The sequence below is a fragment of the Pseudomonas fluorescens genome (genome assembly GCF_001307155.1).
Lineage (GTDB): Bacteria > Pseudomonadota > Gammaproteobacteria > Pseudomonadales > Pseudomonadaceae > Aquipseudomonas > Aquipseudomonas helvetica.
Genome location: NZ_CP012830.1, coordinates 451,412 through 476,700, shown reverse-complemented (window position 1 = coordinate 476,700; position 25,289 = coordinate 451,412). Strand labels below are relative to the sequence as shown.

The following is a 25,289-nucleotide window of genomic DNA, read 5'->3' as shown; positions in this document are numbered from 1 at the left end:
GGGGATGAAGTTGCCTCAATATCTGCGACCAAATGTTCACCCGACAATAACAAAACAGGCCTGGCATCAAGGGCCGAACGGGAGCAACCATGAGTCTCGCGTCAAACGACATGATCACCTGGGGCATGATGCTCCGTAAGTTGCCGTCCATTGCCAAGGCCCTGCCACGGGTGGTCAAGGGGCTGAAAGTCGCCAATGTCAAACAGCTGGATCAACCCTGCGGCCTCGGTTGGAGCTTCGAGCAAGCGACACAGCGTAATCCCGATGGTCCGGCGCTGCTGCAAGGTGAGGTCAAACTCAGTTATGCACAGGTCAATCAGTGGGCCAACCGCATTGCTCACTACCTGATTGCCCAGGGCATTGGCAAAGGTGATGTGGTCGGGGTCTTCATCGAAAACCGCCCGGAACTGCTGGTCACAGTGTTGGCGGTGGCCAAGGTTGGCGCGATCAGCGCGATGCTCAATACCTCGCAAACCCGACAGGCGCTGGTGCACAGCGTGAATCTGGTGGCTCCGGCGGCAATCGTGGTGGGCGAGGAGTTGGTCGGGGTTTATTCGGCGATCCGCGAGCAGGTTGCAATCGATACCGCGAGAACCTGGTGGGTGGCCGACCAGGACACGTCCCGTGATCCCGGTTCGGTGCCCGCAGGCTTCATCAACCTGATGTGCCTCAGCGCCGATTACCCGCGCGACAACCCGCTCAGCAGTCAGCAGGTATACCTCAACGACCCTTGCTTCTATATCTACACCTCCGGTACGACCGGGTTGCCCAAGGCCGGAGTGTTCAAGCATGGCCGCTGGATGAAGACCTCCGCCAGTTTCGGGTTGATCGCGTTGGATATGACCCCCGACGATGTCATCTATTGCACCTTGCCGCTGTACCACGCCACGGGGTTGTGCGTGTGCTGGGGCTCGGCGATTTGCGGGGCGTCGGGCTTTGCCATTCGGCGCAAGTTCAGCGCCAGTCAGTTCTGGAACGACGCGCGCAAATACCAGGCGACCACCATCGGCTACGTCGGCGAGTTGTGCCGTTACCTGATCGATCAGCCGCCGAGCACCGCCGACTGTGATAACGCGGTGCTGAAGATGATCGGCAACGGGCTGCGCCCCGGCGTCTGGAGCGAGTTCAAGCGGCGCTTCGGGGTCAATCACATTTGCGAGTTGTACGCCGCCAGCGACGGCAATATCGGTTTCAGCAACATCCTCAACTTCGACAACACCATCGGCTTCTCACTGATGTCCTGGGCGTTGGTCGAGTACACCCACGACAGCTGCACGCCAATCCGCAACAGCAAGGGTTTCATGCAGAAAGTCGGTAAAGGACGGCAAGGCCTGTTGCTGGCAAAGATTGATGACAAGGCGCCGTTGGACGGCTACACCGACCCGCAGAAGACCGAAAAAGTTGTGCTCCACGATGTCTTCGAGAAGGGCGATCGCTACTTCAATACGGGTGACTTGCTGCGCAGCATCGGTTTTGGTCATGCACAGTTTGTCGACCGCCTCGGCGATACCTACCGCTGGAAGGGCGAGAACGTGTCGACCACCGAGGTCGAGAACATCCTCTTGAAACACTCCCACATCGCCGAGGCGGTGGCCTATGGCGTCGAGATCAACAACACCAACGGCCGCGCCGGCATGGCTGCGATTACCCCGGCTGAGTCGCTGGCGACCCTGGACTTCAGCGAGTTGCTGAGCTTCGCCCGCCAACACCTGCCGGCCTATGCGGTGCCGTTGTTTTTGCGGGTGAAAGTGAAAATGGAGACCACCGGGACCTTCAAGTACCAGAAGACCCGCCTCAAGGATGAAGCCTTCGATCCGCGCAAAACCGGCGAAGATCCAATCTACGCCTGGCTGCCGGGCTCGGACACTTATGTGCAGGTCACCGAACAGGTACTGGCGGATATCCACGCTGGCAAGTTCCGTTATTGATTCTGGCTATGGCCGGACGAGAGAAAAAAGGAGTGACAGGTGTCAGGCCGCTTAAGGAAACTAGCGGCTTTGCGATTGACCGAATGTGGAGTCCCCAATGACAGACAAATCCCGCCAGATGACCCCGGAAGAAGCCGCGGAGTTTGCCGAGCAGGTGTTCAACAAGGCACGTGATGGTGACGCGGCGATGCTCGCCGCACTGCTGAGCAAAGGCCTGCCGCCGAACCTGCGTAACCACAAGGGCGACACCTTGCTGATGTTGGCCGCCTATCACGGCCACGTCGATGCAGTGAAAGTGCTGCTTGAGCACAAGGCCGATCCAGAGATTCGCAACGAAAATGGCCAAAGCCCGATTGCCGGCGCGGCGTTCAAAGGCGATCTGGCCGTGGTGACCGCCCTGGTTGAAGGTGGCGCCGAGGTTGAAGGTTCGTCCTTTGACGGCCGCACCGCGTTGATGATGGCCGCGATGTTCAATCGCAGCGCAATCGTCGACTACCTGATCAGCAAAGGTGCTGATCCCAAGGCCAAGGACGCCAACGGCATCAACGCCCTGGACGCGGCCAGGACCATGGGCGCGGCAGACACCACGGCGCAGTTGCAGAAGCTGCTTGGCTGATCCCGAACCCTGTGGCGAGGGAGCTTGCTCCCGCTGGGGCGCGAAGCGGCCCTGAATCCTGAACCCCGGTTGTATCTGATACTCCGAGTGTTTCTGATTACGACTGCTTCGCCCGAGCGCGGACCGGCCGGCGGGAGCAAGCTCCCTCGCCACAGGTTCGCGCTTGACCTCGGGCTCGGTATCCATTCGCGAATGCGCTATCCTTCGCGCCCTCAAATTTCCCTCGCTACAGGATCCGCCCATGAAAGCCGCACTCATCGAACTCATCAGCAAAATCAGCTCCGGCTGCATGAGCGAGGCGGAAATTGTGCAGATCGCCGATGAAGCCGCCCAGGCCTATGCCGATCCCGAGGCGTTTCTGGCGGCCAACCCGGACATCAACTACGACGACACTTTCCCGATCCCGCTGGGTGAATGGGTGGTAGTCGGCAGCCTGCCGGAAACCGTGCTGTTCCAGGCCGACACCTACATGGACCTGTTTGAGCAGATCGTTGCGTCTTTCGGCCCGGGTGTGGCGTTCAACATCAAGCCCAAGCAACTGGCCAAGACCGAAGCGTTGACTGCACTCAACCGCATCCAGATCCAGATGGGCAGCATGAACCCGGAAAACGGCGGCTACACGCTGATGAACTTCAGCCAGCTGCTCGATGACGAGATTCAGGTCGTGCTGGTCTATGGCAACGATGTCCCGCGGGTGCTGGAGTTGTGTGCGCACATCGGGATTGCCGCGGCACCGTCGCTGGAAGCGCTGAAAGTGGCGATCCACGTTTAAGGCCATTACGGCGCCAACCGTAATAAATCGGAGCCCTTGTCAGGCCCGACTATCCTAAGGGGGAAATTCTTCTCCTGGGAGCGACACCATGGGTTCCACCTTCAATGGCCTGGTTGGCCTGATCATCCTCGCGCTGGATATCTGGGCGATCATCAACGTGCTTAAAAGCGGTGCAGAAACCGGGATGAAAATCATCTGGGTGCTGCTGATTCTCCTGCTTCCGGTGCTGGGCCTGGTTATTTGGGCAATTGCGGGCCCTCGGGGCAACGTACGGTTCTAACCCCCACACCATGACCCTGTAGGAACAAGGCTTGCCCGCGATGAACGATAACGCGGTTTGGCTGAAAAAACGCGGAGTCTGCATCGCGGGCAAGCCTTGCTCCTACGCCGAAGTATGGCCAGCCGTAACGTGAGGTTCGACCTGTCATGTTCGGCGACGTAGAATGCGCGCCTTTCCGTGGACAATCGCCAGCCCGGCGCCTGCGATTGTCCGTCATGGGCGGGTGACCGTCCGTTGCCACCAGCATTCACCGGGGGACTTCCCATGAGCACCACCAACACCTGCGAGTACCTGGAAACCCTCTACGAAGGCTACGGCCAGCGTTTTCGCATGGAAAAACTGCTGCACGAAGTGCGCACCGAGCACCAGCACCTGGTGATTTTCGAGAACCCGCGCATGGGCCGGGTCATGGCGCTCGACGGTGTGATCCAGACCACCGAAGCCGACGAGTTCATCTACCACGAGATGCTCACTCACGTGCCGATCTTGGCTCACGGCTCCGCCAAGCGCGTATTGATCATCGGCGGTGGCGACGGCGGCATGCTGCGTGAAGTGGCCAAGCACCGCAGTGTCGAACACATCACCATGGTCGAAATCGACGGCACCGTGGTCGACATGTGCAAGGAATTCCTGCCGAATCACTCCAAAGGTGCGTTCGATGATCCACGCCTGAACCTGGTGATCGACGATGGCATGCGTTTTGTCGCCACCACCCAGGAAAAATTCGACGTGATCATCTCTGACTCCACCGACCCGATCGGTCCGGGTGAAGTGCTGTTCTCGGAGAACTTCTACCAGGCCTGCCGCCGCTGCCTGAATGAAGGCGGTATTCTGGTGACCCAGAACGGCACGCCGTTCATGCAGATCGAAGAAGTGAAAACCACCGCCGGGCGCTTGCGCAGTCTGTTCCCGGACTGGCACTTCTATCAGGCTGCGGTGCCAACCTATATCGGCGGTGCCATGACGTTTGCCTGGGGCGCGACCAACACGGCGTACCGCAAGCTGTCGCGCGAAACCCTGAGTCAGCGTTTTGCCGGCAGCGGCATCATCACCCGCTACTACAATCCGGAAATCCATATTGGCGCATTCGCTCTTCCGCAGTACGTGCTGCAAGCGGTGAACAAGCCGAGTAATGATTAAGCCGGGCTGACCGAAAAGGGCCGAGAGGCCCTTTTTGTGTTTCCAGATATACGTTGCACGAAATTTTCACAAACACTCCAAGACAATTCACCCACGCCGATTTAACGCTCAACCCCCTGTGACTCTTGTTCCAGAGCCCTGGAAGCCAGGCTTTGGGGGGGTGTTTGCCAGTAATGAATGGTAATGCCGCGAGTGATCGTGCAACATTTGCGCATCGCGCACGCTCCCGGCCACTTCCTGCAAGTAATCGCAACGGAGGGCAGGGCGCCGCAACATCTTTGAAACTTCAACTTCCAATGAGTCCTATAAACGACATGGCTAACCCGGACGCCCTTAGTCAGCCGCGAGCTTCGAATCGCTTGCTGCAACCGACCGTCAAATCGCATCTGGCGTACACACTGCTCTGTGCCGTGGTCATGATGGCAATGCTCTCCCTGCTGCGCGTTGCGCTGCTGGTGTACAACCGGGAGATGATCCTCGACACACCCGCCTCGACCTTCCTCGAAGCGTTCGCCAATGGCTTGCGTTTTGACCTGCGCCTGGTGGTCTACCTCAGCATTCCACTATTGCTGTCCCTGTTCAGTGTCCGGGCGATGGCTGCCCGTGGTCTGTTCCGGTGCTGGCTGACCATCGCCTCGAGCATCGCGCTGTTCCTCGGCCTGATGGAAATGGACTTCTACCGTGAGTTCCACCAGCGCCTCAACGGCCTGGTCTTCCAGTATGTGAAGGAAGACCCGAAAACCGTCATGAGCATGCTCTGGTATGGCTTCCCGGTCGTCCGTTATCTGTTGGCCTGGGCCGTTGGCACCTGGTTGCTGAGCCTGGCGTTCAAGGGCGCCGACCGTGCAACCCGCCCACGCGGCCCGTTCAGCGGTGGCGCCATCAGCACCCGTCAGGTAGCCCCGTGGTACGCGCGCATCGCGGTATTCGTGGTTTGCCTGTTGATCTGCGTCGTGGCTGCCCGTGGCACGTTGCGTCAAGGTCCGCCGCTGCGTTGGGGTGACGTTTACACCACCGAGTCGAACTTCGCCAACCAGTTGGGCCTGAACGGCACGTTGCAATTGGTTGCTGCTGCAAAGAGCCGCATGTCCGAAGAGCGCGACAACATCTGGAAGCCGACGATGGAACAGTCCGTGGCCCAGAAAATTGTCCGCGATATGCTGGTGATGCCGGACGATAAGCTGGTTGATGCCGGTATCGCTGCGGTACGCCGCGATTACACGCCACCGGCCGACAAGACGCTGCCGATCAAGAACGTCGTTGTGATCCTGATGGAAAGCATGGCCGGTCACTCGGTCGGTGCCTTGGGCGCGCCGGGCAACATCACGCCCAACCTCGATAAACTGTCGAAAGAAGGCCTGTTGTTCGACCGCTTCTTCTCCAACGGCACTCATACCCACCAGGGTATGTTCGCCACCATGGCCTGCTTCCCGAACCTGCCAGGTTTCGAATACCTGATGCAGACCCCGGAAGGCAGCCACATGCTGTCCGGCCTGCCACAGTTGCTCAGCGCCCGTAACTACGACGATGTGTACGTCTACAACGGTGATTTTGCCTGGGACAACCAGTCGGGCTTCTTCAGCAACCAGGGCATGACCAACTTCATCGGGCGTAACGACTACGTCAACCCGGTGTTCTCCGACCCGACGTGGGGCGTGTCCGACCAGGACATGTTCGACCGTGGCCTGCAGGAACTCAAGGCGCGCGAAGGCAAGCCGTTCTACGCGCTGCTGCAAACCCTGTCCAACCACACTCCCTATGCCTTGCCGACGCCATTGCCGGTCGAAAAAGTCACTGATCGTGGCAGCCTGAACGAGCATTTGACGGCCATGCGTTACGCCGACTGGGCGTTGGGGCAGTTCTTTGAAAAGGCCCGTAAAGAGCCGTACTTCAAGGAAACCCTGTTTGTCATCGTGGGCGACCATGGTTTCGGCAACGAGCGTCAAATCACCGAAATGGACCTGGGCCGCTTCAACGTGCCGATGCTGATGATTGCACCGGGCATCCAGGAAAAATTCGGTCAGCGTGACCACACAGTGGGCACTCAGATCGACATCGTGCCGACCATCATGGGCCGCCTCGGTGGCGAAGTGCGTCAACAGTGCTGGGGACGAGACCTGCTCAACCTACCGCAAGGCGACACCGGTTTCGGCGTGATCAAGCCATCGGGTACTGAACAGACCACGGCCATCGTCACGGCTGACCAGATCCTGATTCTGCCGAAGGAAAAGGAAATGGATCCGAAGATGTACCAGTACCAGCTGGGTGCCAACCCGCATGCCGAAATCATCCCGAATGCACCGCGTACCGCTGAGCTGAAGCTCAAGCTGGAAGCGTTCCTGCAAACCGCGACCAAGAGCTTGCTGGATAACACCGCCGGCGTGACTGAAAGCATGCAGACCAAGTAAACCGTCAATAAAAAAGAGGCCCGCGAGGGCCTTTTTTTTCGTCTGCCGAATCTGTCGGCGGGCGGTTGAACCTTGCCGACAACCCGGTCGGCTCGGCGCGTTTCCGTGCCATGCAACCGCTACGGTTTGCCTGGGGTATTCAGCAATCTGATGGTCATGGGTGTAGGAAAATCCTTCGCTACACTGCGAGCATCTTCCCCCGGAACATCAAGGCAACTCCCTATGCAAAATCGCATGATGATCACTGGTGCCGGGTCCGGCCTGGGTCGCGAAATCGCTCTGCGCTGGGCTCGAGAAGGCTGGCAGTTGGCCTTGTCCGATGTCAGCGAGCCAGGCTTGAAAGAAACCCTGAAACAGGTCCGTGAGACGGGTGGTGACGGTTTCATTCAGCGTTGCGATGTGCGCGACTACAGCCAGCTGACCGCCTTCGCCCAAGCCTGTGAAGAGAAGCTGGGCGGCATCGATGTGATCGTCAACAACGCCGGCGTGGCCTCGGGCGGTTTCTTCAGTGAGCTGTCGCTGGAAGACTGGGATTGGCAGATTGCGATTAACCTGATGGGCGTGGTCAAAGGCTGCAAGGCGTTCCTGCCGCTGCTGGAAAAGAGTAAAGGCAAGATCATCAACATCGCCTCGATGGCTGCGTTGATGCAGGGGCCTGCCATGAGCAACTACAACGTGGCCAAGGCCGGTGTCGTGGCGCTGTCCGAGAGCCTGCTGATTGAACTGGCACAGCAGGAAATCACTGTGCATGTGGTCTGCCCGTCGTTCTTCCAGACCAACCTGCTGGACTCCTTCCGTGGCCCGACCCCGGCCATGAAAGCCCAGGTCGGCAAGTTGCTGGAAAGCTCGCCGATTACCGCCAGCGATATCGCTGACTACATCTACCAGCATGTTGCCGCAGGTGAGTTCATGATCCTGCCCCATGAGCAGGGCCGTATGGCCTGGGCACTCAAACAGAAGAATCCGCAGTTGCTCTACAACGAGATGACCGTGATGGCCGACAAGATGCGCGCCAAGGCCAGGCAAAGCGCCAGCTGAGCTTGCGAGTAGCGGGCTGCGTCGTTAGGGTTGCCGCTTCTGGCCGCCCTGACGAGATGTGTGCATGCTCAATTACCTGTGGTTTTTCCTTGCGGCGCTGTTCGAAATCGCCGGCTGTTTCGCTTTCTGGATGTGGTTGCGGCAGGGCAAAAGCATCTGGTGGGTCGTGCCGGCGCTGCTCAGCCTGACGCTGTTCGCCCTTGTGCTGACCAAAGTCGAATCGACCTACGCGGGCCGTGCTTATGCAGCCTACGGCGGCATTTACATTGTTGCGTCCATCGGCTGGCTCGGCGTGGTCGAGCGGATTCGACCGTTGGGCTCGGACTGGCTGGGCGTTGCACTGTGCGTACTAGGCGCGAGCATCATTCTGTTTGGCCCACGCTTCACGACACCTTGAGTCATTGATGTTGCCGTGAAAGGGAAGTCTGTAAGAGGAGTCGTTTTGCCGTGTAGGGGGGGACTGTTTTGCCGCTGTTGCATTGTAGACCCGGCTTCAGCCGGTCATCTTCAAGGCCCGGTAATCTCAAGGACTAGAGCCATGCTCGTACTCAGCCGCGTTGTGGGCGAAATGATCTCCATTGGCGACAACATCTCTGTGCGTATCCTCGCCGTGAACGGAGGCAATGTCCGCTTCGGTATTGAAGCCCCGCAAAACATCAATGTGCATCGTGCCGAAGTCTACGAGCGCATTCAGGCCAAACAGGTACACGGCAAACGCGGCTGAAGTACTCGATCAAATAGCTGCCCGGCCAAACGGGTGCTCAATCAAACAGGTGCTTGGGCACATCGTGCTTGAGCATCAGTTGGCATTGCTGGCTTTCAGGATCGAACACGATCAGCGCCTGACCTTTGCTCAACGCATGGCGCACCCGCAACACGCGGGTTTCCAGCGGGGTTTCGTCGCCATTGTCGGTACCGTCACGGGTGACGAAGTCTTCGATCAGGCGGGTCAGGGTGTCGACTTCAAGTTGGTCGTGGGGAATCAGCATAGGCACCTCGGATCATCAATTCGGCGATCCTACGGCGCTTCACGCCGCAGGACCAGTCTGTCCGCCTTGATCCCATCATCACGAACCGCGAATCAGCTTGCGCAAGGCAAACCGATTCGGATGACAGGCCTCGGCGACGCTTCGCGGCAGGGGCAACGGTTCGTTGTCCAGCCACGCCGCCAGCAATTCGCCGGACAGCGGTGCGGTGATCAATCCGCGTGAACCGTGCCCGCTGTTGATGTACAACCCGTCGAGCCATGGACACGCGATGTCTGGCACCTGCCGAGCGTCTTTGCTCAGTGCGGTGTAGGCCTGGGCGAACGCCTGGCTGTCAGCCAATGGGCCGACGATCGGCAGGTAGTCGGGGCTGGTGCAGCGGAACGCGGCGCGACCTTGTAGCTGTTCCGGGTCCAGCTGTCTGGCGTGCAGACGAGTGACCAGGTCGCTGGATATTTCCTCGAGCAGCTCCAGGTTGCCAAGGTGTTCGGCAGTCGTCGGAGTCAGGTCGTCGCTCTTGAAATCGAAGCTGGCACCCAGGGTGTGTTCACCCAAGCGTGCGGGTGCGACGTAACCTTCAGCGCAGACCACCGTCGCCAGACACCGGCTCTCAGCGGTTTGCGCCAAGCGGGTGATTTGCCCGCGAATGCGTTTGAGCGGCAGCTCGGCACTGTGTGCGAAGCGTTTGATTTCCGCCGCGCCGGCCAGTACCACCACGGGCGCGCTGGCGAGCAGGGTCTCGCCGTCCCAGGCTTGCCACTGATCATCGACCTTGCGCAGTTCCAGTACATCGCGGTGCGTCAGCAGTTGGACATTGGGGGGCGATGCTTGCCATTGGCACAGGGCCGGCAGATGAACCCAACCACCCTCTGGATAGAACAGCCCGCCATGGGCCAGTTCGATTCCGGCCTGGGCCTGCGCGTGCGGCTGGTCCAGCAGGTGCAACAGATCGGCGGGGAAGGCCGCCGCCAGTTGCGCCTGACGCTCGGCTTCCTTGGCATTGAATGCCAGTTGCAGCACGCCGCAATCGTCCCAATCGACGCCACGTTGCAAGTGTTCAAGCAAGCGCCGGGTGTGCCCGAAACCGCTGACGATCAATTGCGAAAGTGCGGTGCCGTGGGCCGAGAGTTTCAGGTACAGCACGCCTTGCGGGTTGCCGGAGGCTTCTTGGGCCAGGTCGGCATGCCGTTCCAGTAGGCTGACCTGCCAACCGCGCGCGGCGAGGCTGGCGGCGCTGGCGCAACCGGCCAGTCCGGCGCCGATCACCAGTGCACGACGTTCGCCGCTCAGTTGATTCGGGCGAGCAAACCAGGGTTTGACGGTTGCCGGGGCCGATGTTTCCTGCGGCCAGCCGACGAACTCACCCCGCAGGATTTCCCATTTGTGGCCGATGCCCGGTGTGCGGCGCATTTTGAAACCCGCCGCATTGAGCAGGCGGCGCACCCAGCCGGTGCTGGTGAAGGTGCTGATGGTCGAACCGGGTGCCGACAGACGCGCCAATTCGGCAAACAGTTCAGCGGTCCACATGTCGGGGTTTTTCGCTGGAGCGAAGCCGTCGAGAAACCACGCGTCGATCTGCGCGTCCAGCTGTGGCAGTTGTTCCAGCACGTCACCGATCAACAGCGTCAGGGTTACGCGGCCATTGTCCAGCACCAGTCGCTGAAAGCCCTGGTGGATGGCGACGTACTGCGCCAACAACTGATCGGCAAACGGTTTGAGGTCGGGCCAGAGTGTCAGGGCCCGTTGCATATCTGCCGGGCTCAGCGGGTACTTTTCGACGCTGATGAAATGCAGCCGTGCACCAGCCACAGCCTGTTGCTCGAACAATTGCCAGGCGCAGAGAAAATTCAGCCCGGTACCGAAACCGGTCTCGCCAATCACCAACCTTTCTCCGGCCGGCAGTTCGGCAAAACGTTCGCTCAGGCGGTTTTGCTCGATGAACACGTAACGGGTTTCATCAAGGCCCGACTGGTCGGAGAAATACACGTCGTCAAACACCCGCGAGCGCGGGCGACCTTGGTCGTCCCAGTCGAGCTGGGCATGCGGTACGGGGTTCGGCAGTGTTTCAGGGTTCATGGTCGGCTCAAGCGAGGCTAGGTGGCCATTCTAGCCGATCGCGACACAAGCGATTGATCCATGGCAACGTTCGGGGATGCTGGCTCAACGAAAGTCCCGGTCGGGTTCGTTTTTTGTGGCGAGGGAGCTTGCTCCCGCTGGACGGCGAAGCCGACCCAAAACCGGCGCGCGCGGTTTATCGGACAGAACGCGTCATCCTGATTCGCGACTGCTTCGCCCGAGCGCGGACCCGCCGGCGGGAGCAAGCGCCCTCGCCACAGGGAATTTCTCTGCTAAGCACCTGCTCAATCCGCTAGTCTTGGACAATCTTGGAAGGGAGTCGCTCATGTTCGAATCTGCTGAAATCGGTCATGTGATTGATAAAGAAACCTACGATGCTGAAGTGCCGGCGTTGCGTGAGGCTTTGCTTGAAGCCCAGTTCGACCTCCAGCAGCAGGCGCGATTTCCGGTGATCGTGCTGATCAACGGGATTGAAGGTGCAGGCAAGGGCGAGACGGTCAAGTTGCTCAATGAGTGGATGGACCCGCGACTGATTGAGGTCCGCACCTTCGATCAGCAAACCGATGAAGAGCTGGCGCGACCACCGGCCTGGCGCTATTGGCGAATGCTCCCGGCCAAGGGGCGAATGGGGGTGTTTTTCGGCAACTGGTACAGCCAGATGCTGCAAGGGCGGGTCCATGGTCTGTTCAAGGATGCGGTGCTGGACCAGGCGATCAACCAGACCGAACGCCTGGAGAAAATGCTCTGCGATGAAGGCGCAGTGATCTTCAAATTCTGGTTTCACCTGTCCAAGCAACAAATGAAAGCGCGCCTCAAGTCCTTGCAGGACGACCCGTTGCACAGCTGGCGCATCAGCCCGCTGGACTGGCAGCAATCGAAAACCTACGACAAGTTCGTGCAGTATGGTGAGCGGGTGATTCGCCGCACCAGCCGCGACTACGCACCCTGGCATGTGATCGAAGGTGTGGATGCCCATTACCGCAGTCTGACCGTGGGCAAGATCCTGCTCGACGGTCTGCAAAATGCCCTCAAGCGCCCCAAGATCAACCCGGACAAAGTCAGCGCTGCGCCGCTGTCGGCCAGTGTCGATCACTTGAGTTTGCTCGGTAGTCTGGACATGAGCCAGCGGCTGGAAAAGGACGATTACGAGGAGCAACTGATTACCGAACAGGCACGGTTATCCGGCCTGATGCGTGACAAACGGATGCGCCGACACGCACTGATCGCGGTATTCGAGGGTAATGACGCCGCGGGCAAGGGCGGGGCGATTCGTCGTGTGGCCGCCGCACTCGACCCGCGCCAGTACAGCATCGTGCCGATTGCCGCGCCGACCGAGGACGAGCGCGCCCAGCCGTATTTGTGGCGTTTCTGGCGCCAGATCCCGGCGCGCGGAAAATTTACTGTCTTCGACCGTTCCTGGTATGGCCGGGTGCTGGTGGAACGCGTCGAGGGCTTTTGCAGCCAGGCCGACTGGCTGCGCGCCTATGGCGAAATCAACGACTTCGAAGAGCAGATCAGCGCCTCCGGGGTGATCGTCGTGAAGTTCTGGCTGGCCATCGACAAACAGACCCAGCTGGAGCGTTTCCAGGAGCGCGAAGCCATTCCCTTCAAACGCTTCAAGATCACCGAAGACGACTGGCGCAACCGCGAGAAGTGGGACGACTACCGGACGGCTGTCGGCGATATGGTCGACCGCACCAGCACCGAGGTTTCACCCTGGACCCTGGTGGAAGCCAACGACAAGCGCTGGGCCCGGGTCAAAGTACTGCGCACCCTCAACCGTGCGCTGGAAGAGGCCTTCGAGAAATCCGACAAGGACCAGAAGAAGCTGAAGAAGGACAAGAAGTAGCCCGATGGGTTTGCATACGCGGGGTGAATGATTGTCGCGGTCGGCCGGGAGCTGGCAGGGGCAATGTCGTGGGCACGCCTGGTTAACTGATCAACGGTAAACGTCAACTTCTCGGTGCGACCGATACAGTCTCATTTACGGCTTGTCGCCAACTGTCCGTGTGTGATGCCTCGCCGGCAGCCTAGAATGGCTTTTCTCGCCGTCAGCCTTTTGGGGTTTCCATGCACATTTCGTCCGGTCGCTGGGTTTATGGTCTGTTCCTCGCCTTGCTGACCGCGTTTTTGTGGGGAATCCTGCCGATCAAACTCAAGCAGGTATTGCTGGTGATGGACCCGGTCACGGTGACCTGGTTTCGGCTGATCGTATCCGGCAGCTTGCTGTTCCTTTATCTGGCGGCGACCAAGCGTCTGCCGAGCCGACGGGCGCTTGGGCCTAAAGGTGGCTGGCTGGTGCTGATGGCGGTACTCGGGCTGGTGGGCAATTACGTGTTGTACCTGATGGGCCTGAACCTGTTGAGCCCGGGTACTGCGCAACTGGTCGTGCAGATGGGGCCGATCCTGTTGCTGATCGCCAGCCTGTTTGTGTTCAAGGAACGTTTCAGCGTGGGGCAGGGGATTGGCCTGCTGGTGCTGTTGTTGGGGTTCGGGTTGTTTTTCAATCAGCGGCTCAGCGAGTTGCTGACATCGTTGAGTGATTACACCGCAGGCGTGTTGCTGGTACTGGCGGCGTCAACCGTCTGGACCTTCTATGCGCTGGGCCAGAAACAATTGCTGACGGCGTGGAATTCGTTACAGGTGATGATGGTGATCTACCTGTTTTGCGCCTTGTTGCTGACCCCGTGGGTACATCCATTGGAAGCTTTGCAACTGAGCCCGCTGCAAGGCTGGTTGCTGCTTGGGTGCTGTCTGAACACGCTGATCGCTTACGGCGCTTTTGCCGAAGCGCTGGCCCATTGGGAGGCGTCGAGGGTCAGTGCGACGCTCGCCATCACACCGTTGGTGACCTTCGCGGCCGTGGCGCTGGCCGCCTGGTTGTGGCCCGAGTATGTACAGGCCGAACAGATCAACAGTCTGGCGTATGGCGGTGCAGTGCTGGTGGTGCTGGGGTCGGCACTGGTCGCGTTGGGGCCATCGCTGATCGCCGGGCTCAAGGCCCGACGGATGCGGGCCGCGGTCAGCCGGTAACCGCGTTATCGTTCATCGCGAGCAAGCTTTACGCCTGCAGAGGAGATGCGAGCTTCTCTTCTGTAGGAGCAGAGCTTGCTCGCGATGACTGACCGTCAGACGCTAGATAACTGACTGATTCAACCCTGCTTCCCGGCCTCCAGCATGTTCTCCGGCCGCACCCAGGCATCAAACTGCTCATCCGTCAGATAACCGAGCTGCAACGCCGCCTCGCGCAGGGTCAGCCCTTCGGCATAGGCTTTCTTGGCAATCTCGGCGGATTTGTCGTAGCCGATGTGCGGGTTCAGCGCCGTCACCAGCATCAAGCCACGTTCCAGGTGAGCGGCCATTTGCTCGGCATCCGGCTCAAGGCCTGCAATGCAATGCTGCTGGAAGTTACTGCAGCCATCACCGAGCAAGCGGATCGATTGCAGCAGGTTGTGAATGATCACCGGCTTGAACACGTTCAACTGCAGGTGGCCCTGGCTGGCGGCGAAGCCAATCGCCACGTCGTTGCCCAGTACCTGGCAGGCGAGCATCGACAATGCTTCGCACTGAGTCGGGTTGACCTTGCCAGGCATGATCGAACTGCCGGGCTCGTTGGCGGGCAGCTTGACCTCGGCGAAACCCGCTCGTGGTCCGGAGCCCAGCAAGCGCAAGTCGTTGGCGATTTTCATCAGGGTCACGGCGAGGGTTTTCAGCGCGCCAGACAAGGTGGTCAACGGTTCGTGCCCGGCCAGTGCGGCAAACTTGTTCGGCGCGGTGATAAACGGCAGGCCGGAGAGCGCGGCCAACTCGGAGGCAATCGCTTCGCCAAAGCCATGCGGCGAGTTGAGGCCGGTCCCCACCGCAGTACCGCCCTGAGCCAACTCGCAGACGGCCGGCAAGGCGCTGCGGATCGCACGTTCGGCGTAATCGAGCTGGGCGATGAACGCTGAAAGCTCCTGGCCGAAGGTGATCGGCGTGGCATCCATCATGTGCGTGCGACCGGTCTTCACCAGTTTCATGTGCCGTGCGGCCTGCTCGGCCAGCCCGGCGGAGAGTTCAGCGATGGCCGGCAACAGCTGCTGTTGTACGGCCTGCACCGTGGCGATATGCATGGCGGTGGGGAAGCTGTCGTTGGAGCTTTGCGAGCGATTGACGTGGTCGTTGGGGTGCACCGGAGCCTTGCCGCCACGAGGGTTGCCGGCCAGTTCGTTGGCGCGGCCGGCGATCACTTCGTTGACGTTCATGTTGCTTTGGGTGCCACTGCCGGTCTGCCAGACCACCAGCGGAAACTGGTCGTCATGCTGGCCGTCGAGCACTTCGTCGGCGGCCTGCTCGATCAGCCGGGCGATGTCGGCCGGCAGATCGCCATTGCGACTATTGACCCGTGCCGCGGCTTTCTTGATCAGGGCCAAGGCGTGCAGTACGGCCAGCGGCATGCGTTCATTGCCAATGGCAAAGTTAATCAGCGAGCGCTGCGTCTGAGCGCCCCAGTAGGCTTCATCCGGGACTTCCACTGGGCCAAGGCTGTCGGTTTCGATACGGCTCATCGGTTACATTCCTGTAGGTCTGATAGCGAAGTTTAGGTCGTGAATGACGCTTAGGGTTCCATCAGTCGTTTTTTTAACCGTTCGGTCCTGAAAATCAGGCCTGGCAAGGGGGAGGGGTTGAGCGCATGAGTTTTTTAGGCGCAGAATGGCCCCCCTTGGGGTTTTACCTCGCCTGCTAGAAAAGGAAACTCGATGACTCGTCTTCGTGCCATCTGTACCGCGGTTGCTCTGGTCTGTGCCAGCGGCCAGGTTTTCGCCGATACCGCCAGCCACAACGCCAGTGCCGAAGCTTTCCTGACCCTGGCGCATGCTGACAAACTGGGCACACCGGTGTACATGCAAGTGCAGCAAATGTTCGCCCAGCGCTTTGAACAAACCAAAGCGCCGGAATCGAAAAAAGCCTTGCTGGAAACCTACCAGGCCAAGGCCAACGCCGCTCTGGACCAAGCCATTGGCTGGAACAAACTGAAGCCGGACATGGTCAAGCTCTACACCACCAACTTCAGCGAATCCGAGCTCAAGGACCTGGTTGCGTTCTACCAGTCGCCACTGGGCAAGAAAGTCCTGGAAAAAATGCCTCAGCTGACTCAGCAATCGGCCCAGATGACTCAAGCCAAACTGGAAAGCGCGGTGCCTGTGGTCAACAAGCTGCTGGCTGACATGACTGCCGAGCTGACGCCGAAAGACGCCGCTGCTCCCGCCAAGAAAAAGCCTTGAGCGGAGCCCCGCAATGACCATGCAACAACGTATTGAATCGGCACTGAACGCGTTGCAACCTGCACATCTGGAGGTGCTGGACGAAAGTCATATGCACAGCCGAGGGCTGCAAACCCACTTCAAGGCCGTGGTGGTCAGCGAGCAATTTACCGGGCTCAACAGCGTCAAGCGTCACCAGAAGGTCTACGCCACGTTGGGTGACCTGATGGGTGAATTCCATGCGTTGGCGCTGCATACCTATACGCCTGAGGAATGGGCAAAGACCGGCGCGGCACCTGCCTCGCCGACCTGTGCTGGCGGCAGCAAGCACTGATTCTGATGGCTGTTGTGGCGAGGGAGCTTGCTCCCGCTGGGTTGCGAAGCGACCCTAATATCAACCGCCGCGAGTATTCAGATGGAACGCGATTGCCGGATTACGACCGCTTCGCGGTCCAGCGGGAGCAAGCTCCCTCGCCACAGGTGAAACACCACAGTCCTAAAACCACAGTGTTTTTGTTAGAATCCGCAACGCGCCGCTTAGCCGGCGCGTTTTTTTTCGCATCCGGTTCACCCCTTGCGCGGGTAGCCACCTGGAGAATCACCCATGACACAACAGATTGTCGTGGCGGCACTGTATAAGTTCGTCACCCTTGAAGATTACGTCGCCTTGCGCGAGCCACTGTTGCAGGCAATGGTCGACAACGGCATCAAAGGCACCTTGCTGATTGCCGAAGAAGGCATCAACGGCACGGTTTCCGGTAGCCGCGAAGGCATCGACGGGCTGATGGCCTGGCTCAAGAACGATCCGCGCATGGACGACATCGATCACAAAGAGTCGTACTGCGACGAGCAGCCGTTCTACCGCACCAAGGTCAAACTCAAGAAAGAGATCGTCACCCTGGGTGTTGAAGGCGTTGACCCGAACAAGAAGGTCGGCACCTACGTTGATCCGCAGAATTGGAACGCGTTGATCAGCGACCCTGAAGTGCTGCTGATCGATACCCGCAACGACTACGAAGTGTCGATCGGCACCTTCGAAGGCGCGATCGATCCGAAGACCACCAGTTTTCGCGAATTTCCCGACTACATCAAAGCCAACTTCGACCCGGCCAAGCACAAGAAAGTCGCGATGTTCTGCACCGGCGGCATTCGCTGTGAAAAGGCTTCGAGCTACATGCTCAGCCAGGGCTTCGATGAAGTCTTCCACCTCAAGGGCGGAATCCTCAAGTACCTCGAAGAGGTGCCGCAGGAAGAAACCAAATGGCAGGGTGACTGCTTTGTGTTCGATAACCGCGTCACCGTTCGCCACGACCTGAGCGAAGGCGACTACGATCAATGTCATGCCTGTCGTACGCCAGTGAGTGTGGAAGACCGTGCATCCGAGCACTATGTCGCTGGCATCAGCTGCCCGCATTGCTGGGATAAGCTGAGTGAGAAGACCCGTCGCAGTGCGATCGACCGGCAGAAACAGATCGAACTGGCCAAGGCCCGTAATCAGCCGCACCCGATCGGTTACAACTACAAGCAATCCAACACCGAGGCCTGAACCATGTCCGCGCGCCTGCTCTATGTAATGGATCCGATGTGCTCCTGGTGCTGGGGCTTCGCTCCGGTGGCCGAGGCCCTGGTCAAGCAGGCGCAGGCTGCGGGCATTGATGTGCATCTGGTGGTTGGCGGTTTGCGCACCGGCAGTGGTGCAGCGCTGGAACCCACTACGCGGCGCTACATTCTCGAACACTGGCAGGCGGTCGCCGAAGCCACCGGCCAGCCGTTCAAGTTCGAAGGCGCGCTGCCCGACGGTTTTGTCTACGACACCGAACCTGCCTGCCGTGCGCTGGTGACGGCGCGCAGCCTGGCACCGGATTGCGCCTGGAAACTGCTCAAACTCATCCAGCAGGCTTTTTATACCGAGGGTCGTGACGTCACCCGCGCCAGCGTGTTGGTGGAGTTGGCCGAACAAGCCGGCTTGCCGCGTATCGAGTTCGCGGCAGCATTCGACCGTGCCGATCAGCACGCGGCGACGGCGGCAGACTTCACCTGGGTTCAGGATCTGGGCATCGCCGGCTTCCCGACCTTGCTCGCCGAGCGCAACGGTCAATTGGCGCTGTTGACCAATGGTTATCAACCGCTCAGCGAACTGGCCCCGTTGCTCGGCCGTTGGCTGGAGCGCGCAGCCTGTGTATGAGCAACCCGATGATGCACCGCAACCCAAGCGGGTCGATCGGCTGAGTTGGGCAGAAATCCGTCGACTGGCACTTCAGCATAAAAAATCCTTGTGGATCGCCAACGGCGTCGCCGTATTGGCAACCCTGTGCAGTGTGCCAATCCCTTTACTGTTGCCATTGCTGGTGGACGAAGTGCTGCTGGGGCATGGCGACGCCGCACTGAAAGTGATGAATCACGCGCTGCCCACCGGCTGGCAACGTGCTGCCGGTTACATCGGTCTGATGTTGCTGGTGACGTTGACCCTGCGTTGCGGCGCATTGATGTTCAACGTCTTGCAGGCGCGTCTGTTTGCAAGTCTGGCCAAGGACATCGTTTACCGTATCCGCGTACGGCTGATCGAGCGACTCAAGCGTATTTCCCTTGGCGAATACGAAAGCCTGGGCAGCGGCACGGTGACCACGCACCTGGTCACGGACCTGGACACGGTCGACAAATTCGTCGGCGAAACCCTTAGCCGCTTTCTGGTGGCGATGCTCACGCTGGTCGGCACGGCGGGGATTCTGGTGTGGATGCACTGGAAGCTGGCGCTGCTGATCCTGTTGTTCAACCCGCTGGTGATCTACGCCACCGTGCAGTTGGGTAAGCGGGTCAAACACCTGAAGAAACTTGAGAACGACAGCACTTCCCGGTTCACCCAGGCGCTGACCGAAACCCTGGATGCAATTCAGGAAATCCGCGCTGGCAATCGTCAGGGGTTTTTCCTGGGACGTCTCGGCTTGCGGGCGCAGGAAGTGCGCAACTATGCCGTCAACTCACAGTGGAAAAGCGACGCATCGAGCCGTGCCAGCGGTTTGCTGTTCCAGTTCGGTATCGATATCTTCCGCGCCGCCGCGATGCTCACGGTGCTGTTCTCCGACCTGTCCATCGGCCAGATGCTGGCGGTGTTCAGCTACCTCTGGTTCATGATCGGGCCGGTCGAGCAGTTGCTGAATTTGCAATACGCCTATTACGCGGCCGGCGGTGCACTGACGCGAATCAACGAGCTGTTATCGCGTGCCGACGAGCCGCAATACCCAGGTGGCGTCGACCCGTTCAAAGGGCGCGAGACGGTGGGCATCGAGGTCCAGGGCTTGAGTTTCGGCTATGGCGGTGAGCTGGTGCTGGATCAGATGAACCTGTCCATCGCACCCGGTGAAAAAGTCGCCATCGTCGGCGCCAGTGGTGGCGGTAAAAGCACGCTGGTGCAGTTGCTGCTGGGGCTCTATACGCCACAGTCGGGCAGCATCCGTTTTGGTGGCGTCACTCAACAGGACATCGGCCTGGAAACGGTGCGCGAGAATGTCGCCGTGGTGTTGCAGCACCCGGCACTGTTCAACGACACCATACGGGCCAACCTCGCCATGGGCCGCGAACGCAGTGACGAAGCCTGTTGGCAGGCACTGGAAATCGCCCAGCTCGAGGCAACGGTCAAGGCGCTGCCGCAAGGTCTGGATAGTGTCGTTGGCCGTTCCGGTGTGCGCTTGTCCGGCGGGCAGCGTCAGCGCCTGGCGATTGCGCGCATGGTGCTGGCCGAACCCAAGGTCGTGGTCCTCGATGAGGCGACTTCGGCGCTGGACGCCGCCACCGAATACAACCTCCATCAGGCGCTCGCGCGGTTTCTCAGCGGTCGCACGACACTGATCATTGCTCACCGGTTGTCGGCGGTGAAACAGGCAGATCGTGTGCTGGTATTCGATGGCGGGCAGATTGCCGAAGACGGCGACCATCAGCAACTGATTGCTGAAGGTGGCCTGTATGCCAAGTTGTATGGGCATTTGCAGCAGCATTAGCAGTCTTGAGTTTTGCCCGGATTTCTGTACTTATTGATCAGCCATCCTTTTTGGGAATCGGCCTTGTGGACCCTTTGATTGTTACATTGCCCCTAAATCGAGCTTGATCGAAGCCTGACGCCTTCGAAAAATCGAAAATTAGCCTAGTCTGTGCTGCTAGGAGCGGAATTCTCTAGGGTGTTCATCAGGCAGCGCTTATGCAAGGGACCTCATGAAGCAAAAGCGGACTCTCGGAACGCCACGGTTGTTGGGCATCGTCTGGCCATTTATCGCCGTCGTATTGTTTCAGGCCCTGTTGGGCGGCGTCAGCCTGTACGTTTTGTCGGCGGTTCGCGGCTATGTTGCCGGAGAAAGCCTGTGGTCCAAGGGTCAGAAAGACGCTATCTATTACCTCAATCTCTACGCTGACAGTCGCGACGAGTCGATTTTCCTCAAGTATCAGAAGGCTATTTCAGTCCCCCAGGGCGGGCATGAACTGCGGGTCGCGCTGGATCATCAACCGCCTGATCTTGAGGCCGCGAGGCGGGGTATCCTCAACGGCGGTAACCATCCCGATGACGTTTCAAGCCTGATTTGGCTGTACCTGAACTTCCGGCATTTCAGTTACCTGGAAACCGCTATCGATCGCTGGACCGTGGGCGATGCCTACCTGATGCAGCTCGATAACGTCGCCCTTGAAATGCATCAGCGCATTGTCGGCAACCAGGCGAGCGACGCCGACATTCAGCGCTGGAAAGCCCGGATATTTGCCATCAACGAAGCGGTGACCCCCGCCGCCAAAGCATTCAGTGACGCATTGGGCGAGGGCTCGCGGCTGATTCTGCGGTTGTTGCTGTTCACTAACCTGGCCACGGCGTTGGGGTTGATTGCCCTGGCACTCTTGCGCACCCATAAGCTACTGGCTCAGCGCCACGCGTTTGCCAATGCCTTGCAGCTGGAAAAGGAACGCGCGCAAATCACCTTGCAGTCCATTGGCGATGGCGTGATCACCACCGACGTTGAAGGTGCCATTGCTTACATGAACCCGGCAGCCGAGGAGTTGACCCACTGGAAGGCTGAGCAGGCAATCGGGCTACCACTGGCAGCCTTGTTCAATCTGCTGGATGACAATGCCCAGGCGGATGGCTTCACGCTGATCGAGCATATTCTCAGCGGTCAGCTCAGCGGCGGCAGTGAACACTCCAAACTGATCCAGAGGCTGGATGGCAGCACGGTTTCAGTCACGCTGGTAGGTTCGCCGATTCGCAATGCCGGTAAAGTCAGTGGCACGGTACTGGTGCTGCATGACATGACCCAGGAGCGGCAGTACATTGCCAATCTTTCCTGGCAGGCCACCCACGACGCGTTGACCGGGCTGGCCAACCGCCGCGAATTCGAATATCGCCTGGAGCAGGCGTTGCACAGCCTGACGCGCCAGCCAGCCCGACATGCCTTGATGTTCCTCGATCTGGATCAATTCAAACTGGTCAACGACACTTGCGGGCATGCTGCGGGTGATGAGCTGCTGCGGCATATCTGCGCACTGTTGCAATCGGGTTTGCGCGAAGGTGACACCTTGGCCCGATTGGGCGGTGACGAGTTCGGCATTCTGCTGGAAAACTGCTCGCCGCAAGCCTCGGAAAAAATCGCCGAGGGCCTGCGCCAGACGGTACAAAACCTGCACTTTGTCTGGAAAGGCCGGCCATTCGTGACCACCGTCAGCATCGGTCTGGTGCACATCATTCAAGCTCCGGCCACCCTTGAGGCTTCATTGCGTGCTGCAGACATGGCCTGCTACATGGCGAAGGAGAAGGGCCGCAATCGGGTGCAGGTCTATCATGCCGACGACTCCGAGTTGTCCCTGCGTTTTGGCGAGATGGCCTGGGTGCAACGCCTACACATGGCGCTGGAAGAGAACCGCTTCTGTCTGTATTCACAGGAAATCGCTGCGCTGGGGCATATCGAACGGGGCGGCGGGCATATCGAAATCCTGCTGCGTCTGCACGACGAAGCCGGGCGGATGATTCTGCCGGACAGCTTCATTCCTGCCGCCGAGCGTTATGGACTGATGACGTCCCTGGATCGTTGGGTGGTCGAGAATGTTTTCAGGATCATTGCGCAGGGCATCGCCCAAGAGCGCAAAGGGCCGTTGGCCATGTGTGCGATCAATCTGTCAGGCACTACCATCGGTGATGAGGCTTTTCTGCACTTTCTGCGTGAAAAATTCACTGCCTATGCCATCCCGCCTGAAATGATTTGTTTTGAAATCACTGAAACCAGCGCGATTTCCAATTTGGGCAGCGCAATCAGATTTATCAATGAGCTCAAAGGGTTGGGATGTCATTTTTCGCTGGATGACTTTTGTGCCGGTATGTCCTCATTCGCCTATCTAAAACATTTACCTGTAGACTTCTTGAAGATCGACGGGAGTTTCGTAAAGGATATGCTGGACGACCCGATTAACCGTGCAATGGTCGAAGTGATCAATCACATCGGTCATGTCATGGGTAAGCGCACCATTGCCGAGTTTGTTGAAACACCCCAGATCGAGCAGGCATTGCTGGAGATCGGGGTGGATTATGCTCAAGGGTATATCATTGAACGCCCGCAATTGTTTACCTGTGACAGCCTGCAATGTCGGCCCGCCAGACCGCAGCCTCTGTTATTCAGGGCGCCTGGCACGTTCCGTTGAAATCTCTTGCTGATCCGTACCATCACAATCAAAAGGAGTGCGACAGTGATCGATACATTCAACAGGTCCGGCCCGCTTATGGAAGCCGCAAGTTACCCCGCCTGGGCTCAGCAACTGATCCGGGATTGCAGCGAGAGCAAGCGTCGGGTTGTCGAACATGAACTGTATCAGCGGATGCGTGACAACAAACTCAGTGCAAGGACCATGCGTCAGTACCTGATTGGTGGCTGGCCGGTCGTTGAACAGTTCGCGTTGTACATGGCGCAAAACCTGACGAAGACCCGCTTTGCCCGCCATCCCGGCGAGGACATGGCGCGTCGCTGGCTGATGCGCAACATTCGGGTTGAGCTCAATCATGCCGACTATTGGGTGCACTGGAGTCGCGCGCATGGCGTCAGCCTCGATGATTTGCAGGCGCAGCAGGTTGCACCTGAGCTTCATGCGTTGAGTCATTGGTGCTGGCATACCAGCTCGGCGGATTCGCTGATTGTTGCCATTGCGGCAACCAACTATGCCATTGAAGGGGCGACCGGGGAGTGGTCGGCGCTGGTGTGTTCCAGTGGAGTCTATGCGGCAGCGTTCCCTGAGGACGACCGCAAGCGCGCGATGAAGTGGCTGAAAATGCACGCTCAATACGATGATGCCCATCCATGGGAAGCCCTGGAAATCATCTGCACGCTGGCGGGCCTGAACCCCACCAGATCCCTGCAAGCTGAACTGCGTCAGGCGATCTGCAAGAGCTACGACTACATGTACCTGTTCCTGGAACGCTGCATGCAACTGGAACACTCCGAAAGGGTTCCGGTAGCCCGGGAGCGGATGGCGCTGGCCGAAAGCTAAACAATCACAGCCAGGTGGCAGTTCCTATATTCGGCGGGGTGTCATGACAGACCGCAGTCTGTAGGAGCTGCCGCAGGCTGCGATCTTTTCCGGAGCGCTTGAGTTCAAGCTTCAACCCGCCATCGCCAACCGGTTGCGCCCCTCGCGCTTGGCCACATACAGCGCACTGTCGGCGCGTCGCAACAAGCTGTCTGCGGACTCACCCGGCAGCAGCGTCGAGCATCCGAGGCTGACCGTTAAGCCGATCAGCGTCCCATCCGCCGAATACTCCCCGGCTTGTGCGGCATAGCGCAGGCGTTCGCCTATCATTGCAGCGGCATCGCGGCTGGTGTTGGACAGCAGAATCAGAAACTCTTCTCCGCCGAAGCGAAAGACCATGTCTACGTTGCGCAACTGGTCTTTGATCAAGGTTGCGACAGCCTTCAACACGTCATCGCCGGCGCTGTGACCGTAGTTGTCATTGATCTGTTTGAAGTGATCGATATCGAGCATCAACAACGACAGCGGCTGCAAGTGTCGCCGGGCCATGTCGATCTCCCGTTGCAGGGTCTGATCCATGGCAATGCGATTGCCGGTGCCGGTCAGTGGGTCGCGCAGTGCACTTTGAGTGGCCGCTCGATAGAGCAGGGCATTGCGCATCGGGAAGAGCAAGCTGGATAGCAGGGATTCGAGGTTACCCTGATCCTTTTCGCTGAAGCGCTGATTGCGACGGAACACCAGATCGCCCAGGTGTGTGCCTTCGTGGCTCAGGCTATAGCTCACCGAGTGATGTCCGCGCTGACCGAACTCCAGGCGCAGGTCGCTGGTTTTGTGTTGATAGTTCAAGGCGTCCAGTGGCACAAGGCGCTGAATTTCGCGGAAAAACAGTCCCAGAATGCGCTGCGGCTCAAGGCTGGTTTGCAGTTGCAGGCCCAGCTGCTGGCGCAATTGACCGAGGCTGGCAGGACGCTCCAAAAGGGCTGGCAACTGGCCAAAGCCCAGCCGCTGCATTTTGGCGCTATCGAAGTCAATTGCGTTGGTCTGGGTTGGAGATTTCATATGGCGTGAGCCCCTAAGCAGGAGTGCTGTCTTACAGGCTGGGTGAGAGCGGCTTTGGGCTGCGCGTCATACTGGTCCATCAGTCCCGTAGGACATGTGGCTAGATTTTAGTCTGCTTTGTCGAGCAAACGTAAGCTCGACATGGCGCTGCCCGATCGCTAACACGCTGCGTGTTTCAACAGGATTAGAGCGAAAGTCATGCCATTCGGTTCAGACGAATAAAATTCGTTTTAAATCAGCTTGTTGGCTTGTGTGTCG

Annotated in this window: 22 protein-coding genes; 18 read left to right on the top strand and 4 right to left on the bottom strand. The window is 59.1% G+C overall.

Features of this window, described 5'->3' with window-relative positions; all coding sequences use genetic code 11:
- Positions 1-89 precede the first annotated feature (89 nt).
- From AO353_RS02215 to csrA, 9 genes are all read left to right on the top strand, one after another.
- Entirely contained in the window at positions 90-1,928 is a 1,839-nt protein-coding gene (locus AO353_RS02215) for a long-chain-acyl-CoA synthetase (protein ID WP_054593489.1), read from the top strand.
- A gap of 97 nt (positions 1,929-2,025) precedes the next feature.
- The gene (locus AO353_RS02210) at positions 2,026-2,544 is read left to right on the top strand and encodes an ankyrin repeat domain-containing protein (protein ID WP_054593488.1); all 519 of its coding nucleotides are present in this window, start codon (positions 2,026-2,028) and stop codon (positions 2,542-2,544) included.
- A gap of 241 nt (positions 2,545-2,785) precedes the next feature.
- Positions 2,786-3,316, top strand: a complete 531-nt coding sequence (locus AO353_RS02205) for a hypothetical protein (protein ID WP_019693013.1) — start codon at positions 2,786-2,788, stop codon at positions 3,314-3,316.
- Positions 3,317-3,404: 88 nt separating this feature from the next.
- Complete coding sequence (locus tag AO353_RS02200) at positions 3,405-3,596, top strand: PLDc N-terminal domain-containing protein (protein WP_054593487.1); 192 nt, start codon at positions 3,405-3,407, stop codon at positions 3,594-3,596.
- Between the two features lie 264 nt (positions 3,597-3,860).
- The gene (speE, locus tag AO353_RS02195) at positions 3,861-4,736 is read left to right on the top strand and encodes a polyamine aminopropyltransferase (protein ID WP_054593486.1); all 876 of its coding nucleotides are present in this window, start codon (positions 3,861-3,863) and stop codon (positions 4,734-4,736) included.
- A 314-nt stretch (positions 4,737-5,050) separates the two neighbouring features.
- Positions 5,051-7,144, top strand: coding sequence for an LTA synthase family protein (locus AO353_RS02190; RefSeq protein WP_054593485.1), 2,094 nt, complete (start codon positions 5,051-5,053; stop codon positions 7,142-7,144).
- Positions 7,145-7,366: 222 nt separating this feature from the next.
- Positions 7,367-8,182: an SDR family oxidoreductase gene (locus AO353_RS02185; RefSeq protein ID WP_054593484.1), complete on the top strand. Its 816-nt coding sequence runs from the start codon at positions 7,367-7,369 to the stop codon at positions 8,180-8,182.
- A 64-nt stretch (positions 8,183-8,246) separates the two neighbouring features.
- Positions 8,247-8,579, top strand: coding sequence for a YnfA family protein (locus AO353_RS02180; RefSeq protein WP_054593483.1), 333 nt, complete (start codon positions 8,247-8,249; stop codon positions 8,577-8,579).
- 141 nt (positions 8,580-8,720) lie between these two features.
- A complete protein-coding gene (gene csrA / locus AO353_RS02175; RefSeq protein WP_054593482.1) occupies positions 8,721-8,906 on the top strand; it encodes a carbon storage regulator CsrA in 186 nt (61 codons plus the stop codon).
- A 37-nt stretch (positions 8,907-8,943) separates the two neighbouring features.
- On the opposite strand, the gene AO353_RS02170 is transcribed toward csrA, so the two are convergent.
- Positions 8,944-9,171 (bottom strand): YheU family protein, encoded by a 228-nt coding sequence (locus AO353_RS02170; RefSeq protein WP_019693006.1) that lies wholly within the window; start codon positions 9,169-9,171, stop codon positions 8,944-8,946.
- Between the two features lie 78 nt (positions 9,172-9,249).
- Positions 9,250-11,244, bottom strand: a complete 1,995-nt coding sequence (gene mnmC, locus AO353_RS02165; RefSeq protein ID WP_054593481.1) for a bifunctional tRNA (5-methylaminomethyl-2-thiouridine)(34)-methyltransferase MnmD/FAD-dependent 5-carboxymethylaminomethyl-2-thiouridine(34) oxidoreductase MnmC — start codon at positions 11,242-11,244, stop codon at positions 9,250-9,252.
- 325 nt (positions 11,245-11,569) lie between these two features.
- Here mnmC and pap point away from each other — a divergent pair, with 325 nt between their 5' ends.
- Both pap and AO353_RS02155 read left to right on the top strand, forming a co-directional pair.
- Complete coding sequence (pap, locus tag AO353_RS02160; protein ID WP_054593480.1) at positions 11,570-13,093, top strand: polyphosphate:AMP phosphotransferase; 1,524 nt, start codon at positions 11,570-11,572, stop codon at positions 13,091-13,093.
- A gap of 221 nt (positions 13,094-13,314) precedes the next feature.
- The gene (locus AO353_RS02155; RefSeq protein WP_054593479.1) at positions 13,315-14,277 is read left to right on the top strand and encodes a DMT family transporter; all 963 of its coding nucleotides are present in this window, start codon (positions 13,315-13,317) and stop codon (positions 14,275-14,277) included.
- A gap of 119 nt (positions 14,278-14,396) precedes the next feature.
- Here the strand turns inward: AO353_RS02155 and AO353_RS02150 are convergent, their stop codons facing one another.
- Positions 14,397-15,791, bottom strand: a complete 1,395-nt coding sequence (locus tag AO353_RS02150) for a class II fumarate hydratase (protein WP_054593478.1) — start codon at positions 15,789-15,791, stop codon at positions 14,397-14,399.
- 192 nt (positions 15,792-15,983) lie between these two features.
- On the opposite strand from AO353_RS02150, the gene AO353_RS02145 reads away from it, so the two are divergent.
- The 7 genes from AO353_RS02145 to AO353_RS02115 all read left to right on the top strand — a co-directional run bounded on the left by AO353_RS02145 (position 15,984) and on the right by AO353_RS02115 (position 23,993).
- Positions 15,984-16,508 carry a DUF2059 domain-containing protein gene (locus AO353_RS02145; RefSeq protein ID WP_054593477.1) on the top strand — a complete coding sequence of 175 codons (525 nt, stop codon included), beginning with the start codon at positions 15,984-15,986 and terminating at the stop codon, positions 16,506-16,508.
- Between the two features lie 13 nt (positions 16,509-16,521).
- The gene (locus AO353_RS02140; RefSeq protein ID WP_054593476.1) at positions 16,522-16,821 is read left to right on the top strand and encodes a BolA family protein; all 300 of its coding nucleotides are present in this window, start codon (positions 16,522-16,524) and stop codon (positions 16,819-16,821) included.
- Positions 16,822-17,091: 270 nt separating this feature from the next.
- On the top strand, positions 17,092-18,033 hold the full coding sequence (locus tag AO353_RS02135; RefSeq protein ID WP_054593475.1) for a rhodanese-related sulfurtransferase: 942 nt from the start codon (positions 17,092-17,094) through the stop codon (positions 18,031-18,033).
- 36 nt (positions 18,034-18,069) lie between these two features.
- On the top strand, positions 18,070-18,672 hold the full coding sequence (locus AO353_RS02130; protein ID WP_173859994.1) for a DsbA family protein: 603 nt from the start codon (positions 18,070-18,072) through the stop codon (positions 18,670-18,672).
- The gene (locus AO353_RS02125) at positions 18,665-20,482 is read left to right on the top strand and encodes an ABC transporter ATP-binding protein (protein WP_054593473.1); all 1,818 of its coding nucleotides are present in this window, start codon (positions 18,665-18,667) and stop codon (positions 20,480-20,482) included. Before AO353_RS02130 ends, AO353_RS02125 begins: the two co-directional genes overlap by 8 nt.
- Before the next feature lie 211 nt (positions 20,483-20,693).
- Positions 20,694-23,153 carry an EAL domain-containing protein gene (locus AO353_RS02120; protein WP_054593472.1) on the top strand — a complete coding sequence of 820 codons (2,460 nt, stop codon included), beginning with the start codon at positions 20,694-20,696 and terminating at the stop codon, positions 23,151-23,153.
- 78 nt (positions 23,154-23,231) lie between these two features.
- Positions 23,232-23,993 (top strand): TenA family transcriptional regulator, encoded by a 762-nt coding sequence (locus tag AO353_RS02115; RefSeq protein WP_219731512.1) that lies wholly within the window; start codon positions 23,232-23,234, stop codon positions 23,991-23,993.
- Between the two features lie 111 nt (positions 23,994-24,104).
- On the opposite strand, the gene AO353_RS02110 is transcribed toward AO353_RS02115, so the two are convergent.
- Complete coding sequence (locus tag AO353_RS02110) at positions 24,105-25,031, bottom strand: GGDEF domain-containing protein (RefSeq protein WP_054593470.1); 927 nt, start codon at positions 25,029-25,031, stop codon at positions 24,105-24,107.
- Between the last annotated feature and the right edge of the window lie 258 nt (positions 25,032-25,289).

What these genes read in the sequence shown, in the direction of transcription:
- AO353_RS02215 (WP_054593489.1), top strand. Translation starts at nt 90, where the DNA reads ATGAGTCTCGCGTCAAACGACATGATCACCTGGGGCATGATGCTCCGT.
- AO353_RS02210 (WP_054593488.1), top strand. Translation starts at nt 2,026, where the DNA reads ATGACAGACAAATCCCGCCAGATGACCCCGGAAGAAGCCGCGGAGTTT.
- AO353_RS02205 (WP_019693013.1), top strand. Translation starts at nt 2,786, where the DNA reads ATGAAAGCCGCACTCATCGAACTCATCAGCAAAATCAGCTCCGGCTGC.
- AO353_RS02200 (WP_054593487.1), top strand. Translation starts at nt 3,405, where the DNA reads ATGGGTTCCACCTTCAATGGCCTGGTTGGCCTGATCATCCTCGCGCTG.
- speE (WP_054593486.1), top strand. Translation starts at nt 3,861, where the DNA reads ATGAGCACCACCAACACCTGCGAGTACCTGGAAACCCTCTACGAAGGC.
- AO353_RS02190 (WP_054593485.1), top strand. Translation starts at nt 5,051, where the DNA reads ATGGCTAACCCGGACGCCCTTAGTCAGCCGCGAGCTTCGAATCGCTTG.
- AO353_RS02185 (WP_054593484.1), top strand. Translation starts at nt 7,367, where the DNA reads ATGCAAAATCGCATGATGATCACTGGTGCCGGGTCCGGCCTGGGTCGC.
- AO353_RS02180 (WP_054593483.1), top strand. Translation starts at nt 8,247, where the DNA reads ATGCTCAATTACCTGTGGTTTTTCCTTGCGGCGCTGTTCGAAATCGCC.
- csrA (WP_054593482.1), top strand. Translation starts at nt 8,721, where the DNA reads ATGCTCGTACTCAGCCGCGTTGTGGGCGAAATGATCTCCATTGGCGAC.
- AO353_RS02170 (WP_019693006.1), bottom strand. Translation starts at nt 9,171, where the DNA reads ATGCTGATTCCCCACGACCAACTTGAAGTCGACACCCTGACCCGCCTG.
- mnmC (WP_054593481.1), bottom strand. Translation starts at nt 11,244, where the DNA reads ATGAACCCTGAAACACTGCCGAACCCCGTACCGCATGCCCAGCTCGAC.
- pap (WP_054593480.1), top strand. Translation starts at nt 11,570, where the DNA reads ATGTTCGAATCTGCTGAAATCGGTCATGTGATTGATAAAGAAACCTAC.
- AO353_RS02155 (WP_054593479.1), top strand. Translation starts at nt 13,315, where the DNA reads ATGCACATTTCGTCCGGTCGCTGGGTTTATGGTCTGTTCCTCGCCTTG.
- AO353_RS02150 (WP_054593478.1), bottom strand. Translation starts at nt 15,791, where the DNA reads ATGAGCCGTATCGAAACCGACAGCCTTGGCCCAGTGGAAGTCCCGGAT.
- AO353_RS02145 (WP_054593477.1), top strand. Translation starts at nt 15,984, where the DNA reads ATGACTCGTCTTCGTGCCATCTGTACCGCGGTTGCTCTGGTCTGTGCC.
- AO353_RS02140 (WP_054593476.1), top strand. Translation starts at nt 16,522, where the DNA reads ATGACCATGCAACAACGTATTGAATCGGCACTGAACGCGTTGCAACCT.
- AO353_RS02135 (WP_054593475.1), top strand. Translation starts at nt 17,092, where the DNA reads ATGACACAACAGATTGTCGTGGCGGCACTGTATAAGTTCGTCACCCTT.
- AO353_RS02130 (WP_173859994.1), top strand. Translation starts at nt 18,070, where the DNA reads ATGTGCTCCTGGTGCTGGGGCTTCGCTCCGGTGGCCGAGGCCCTGGTC.
- AO353_RS02120 (WP_054593472.1), top strand. Translation starts at nt 20,694, where the DNA reads ATGAAGCAAAAGCGGACTCTCGGAACGCCACGGTTGTTGGGCATCGTC.
- AO353_RS02115 (WP_219731512.1), top strand. Translation starts at nt 23,232, where the DNA reads ATGGAAGCCGCAAGTTACCCCGCCTGGGCTCAGCAACTGATCCGGGAT.
- AO353_RS02110 (WP_054593470.1), bottom strand. Translation starts at nt 25,031, where the DNA reads ATGAAATCTCCAACCCAGACCAACGCAATTGACTTCGATAGCGCCAAA.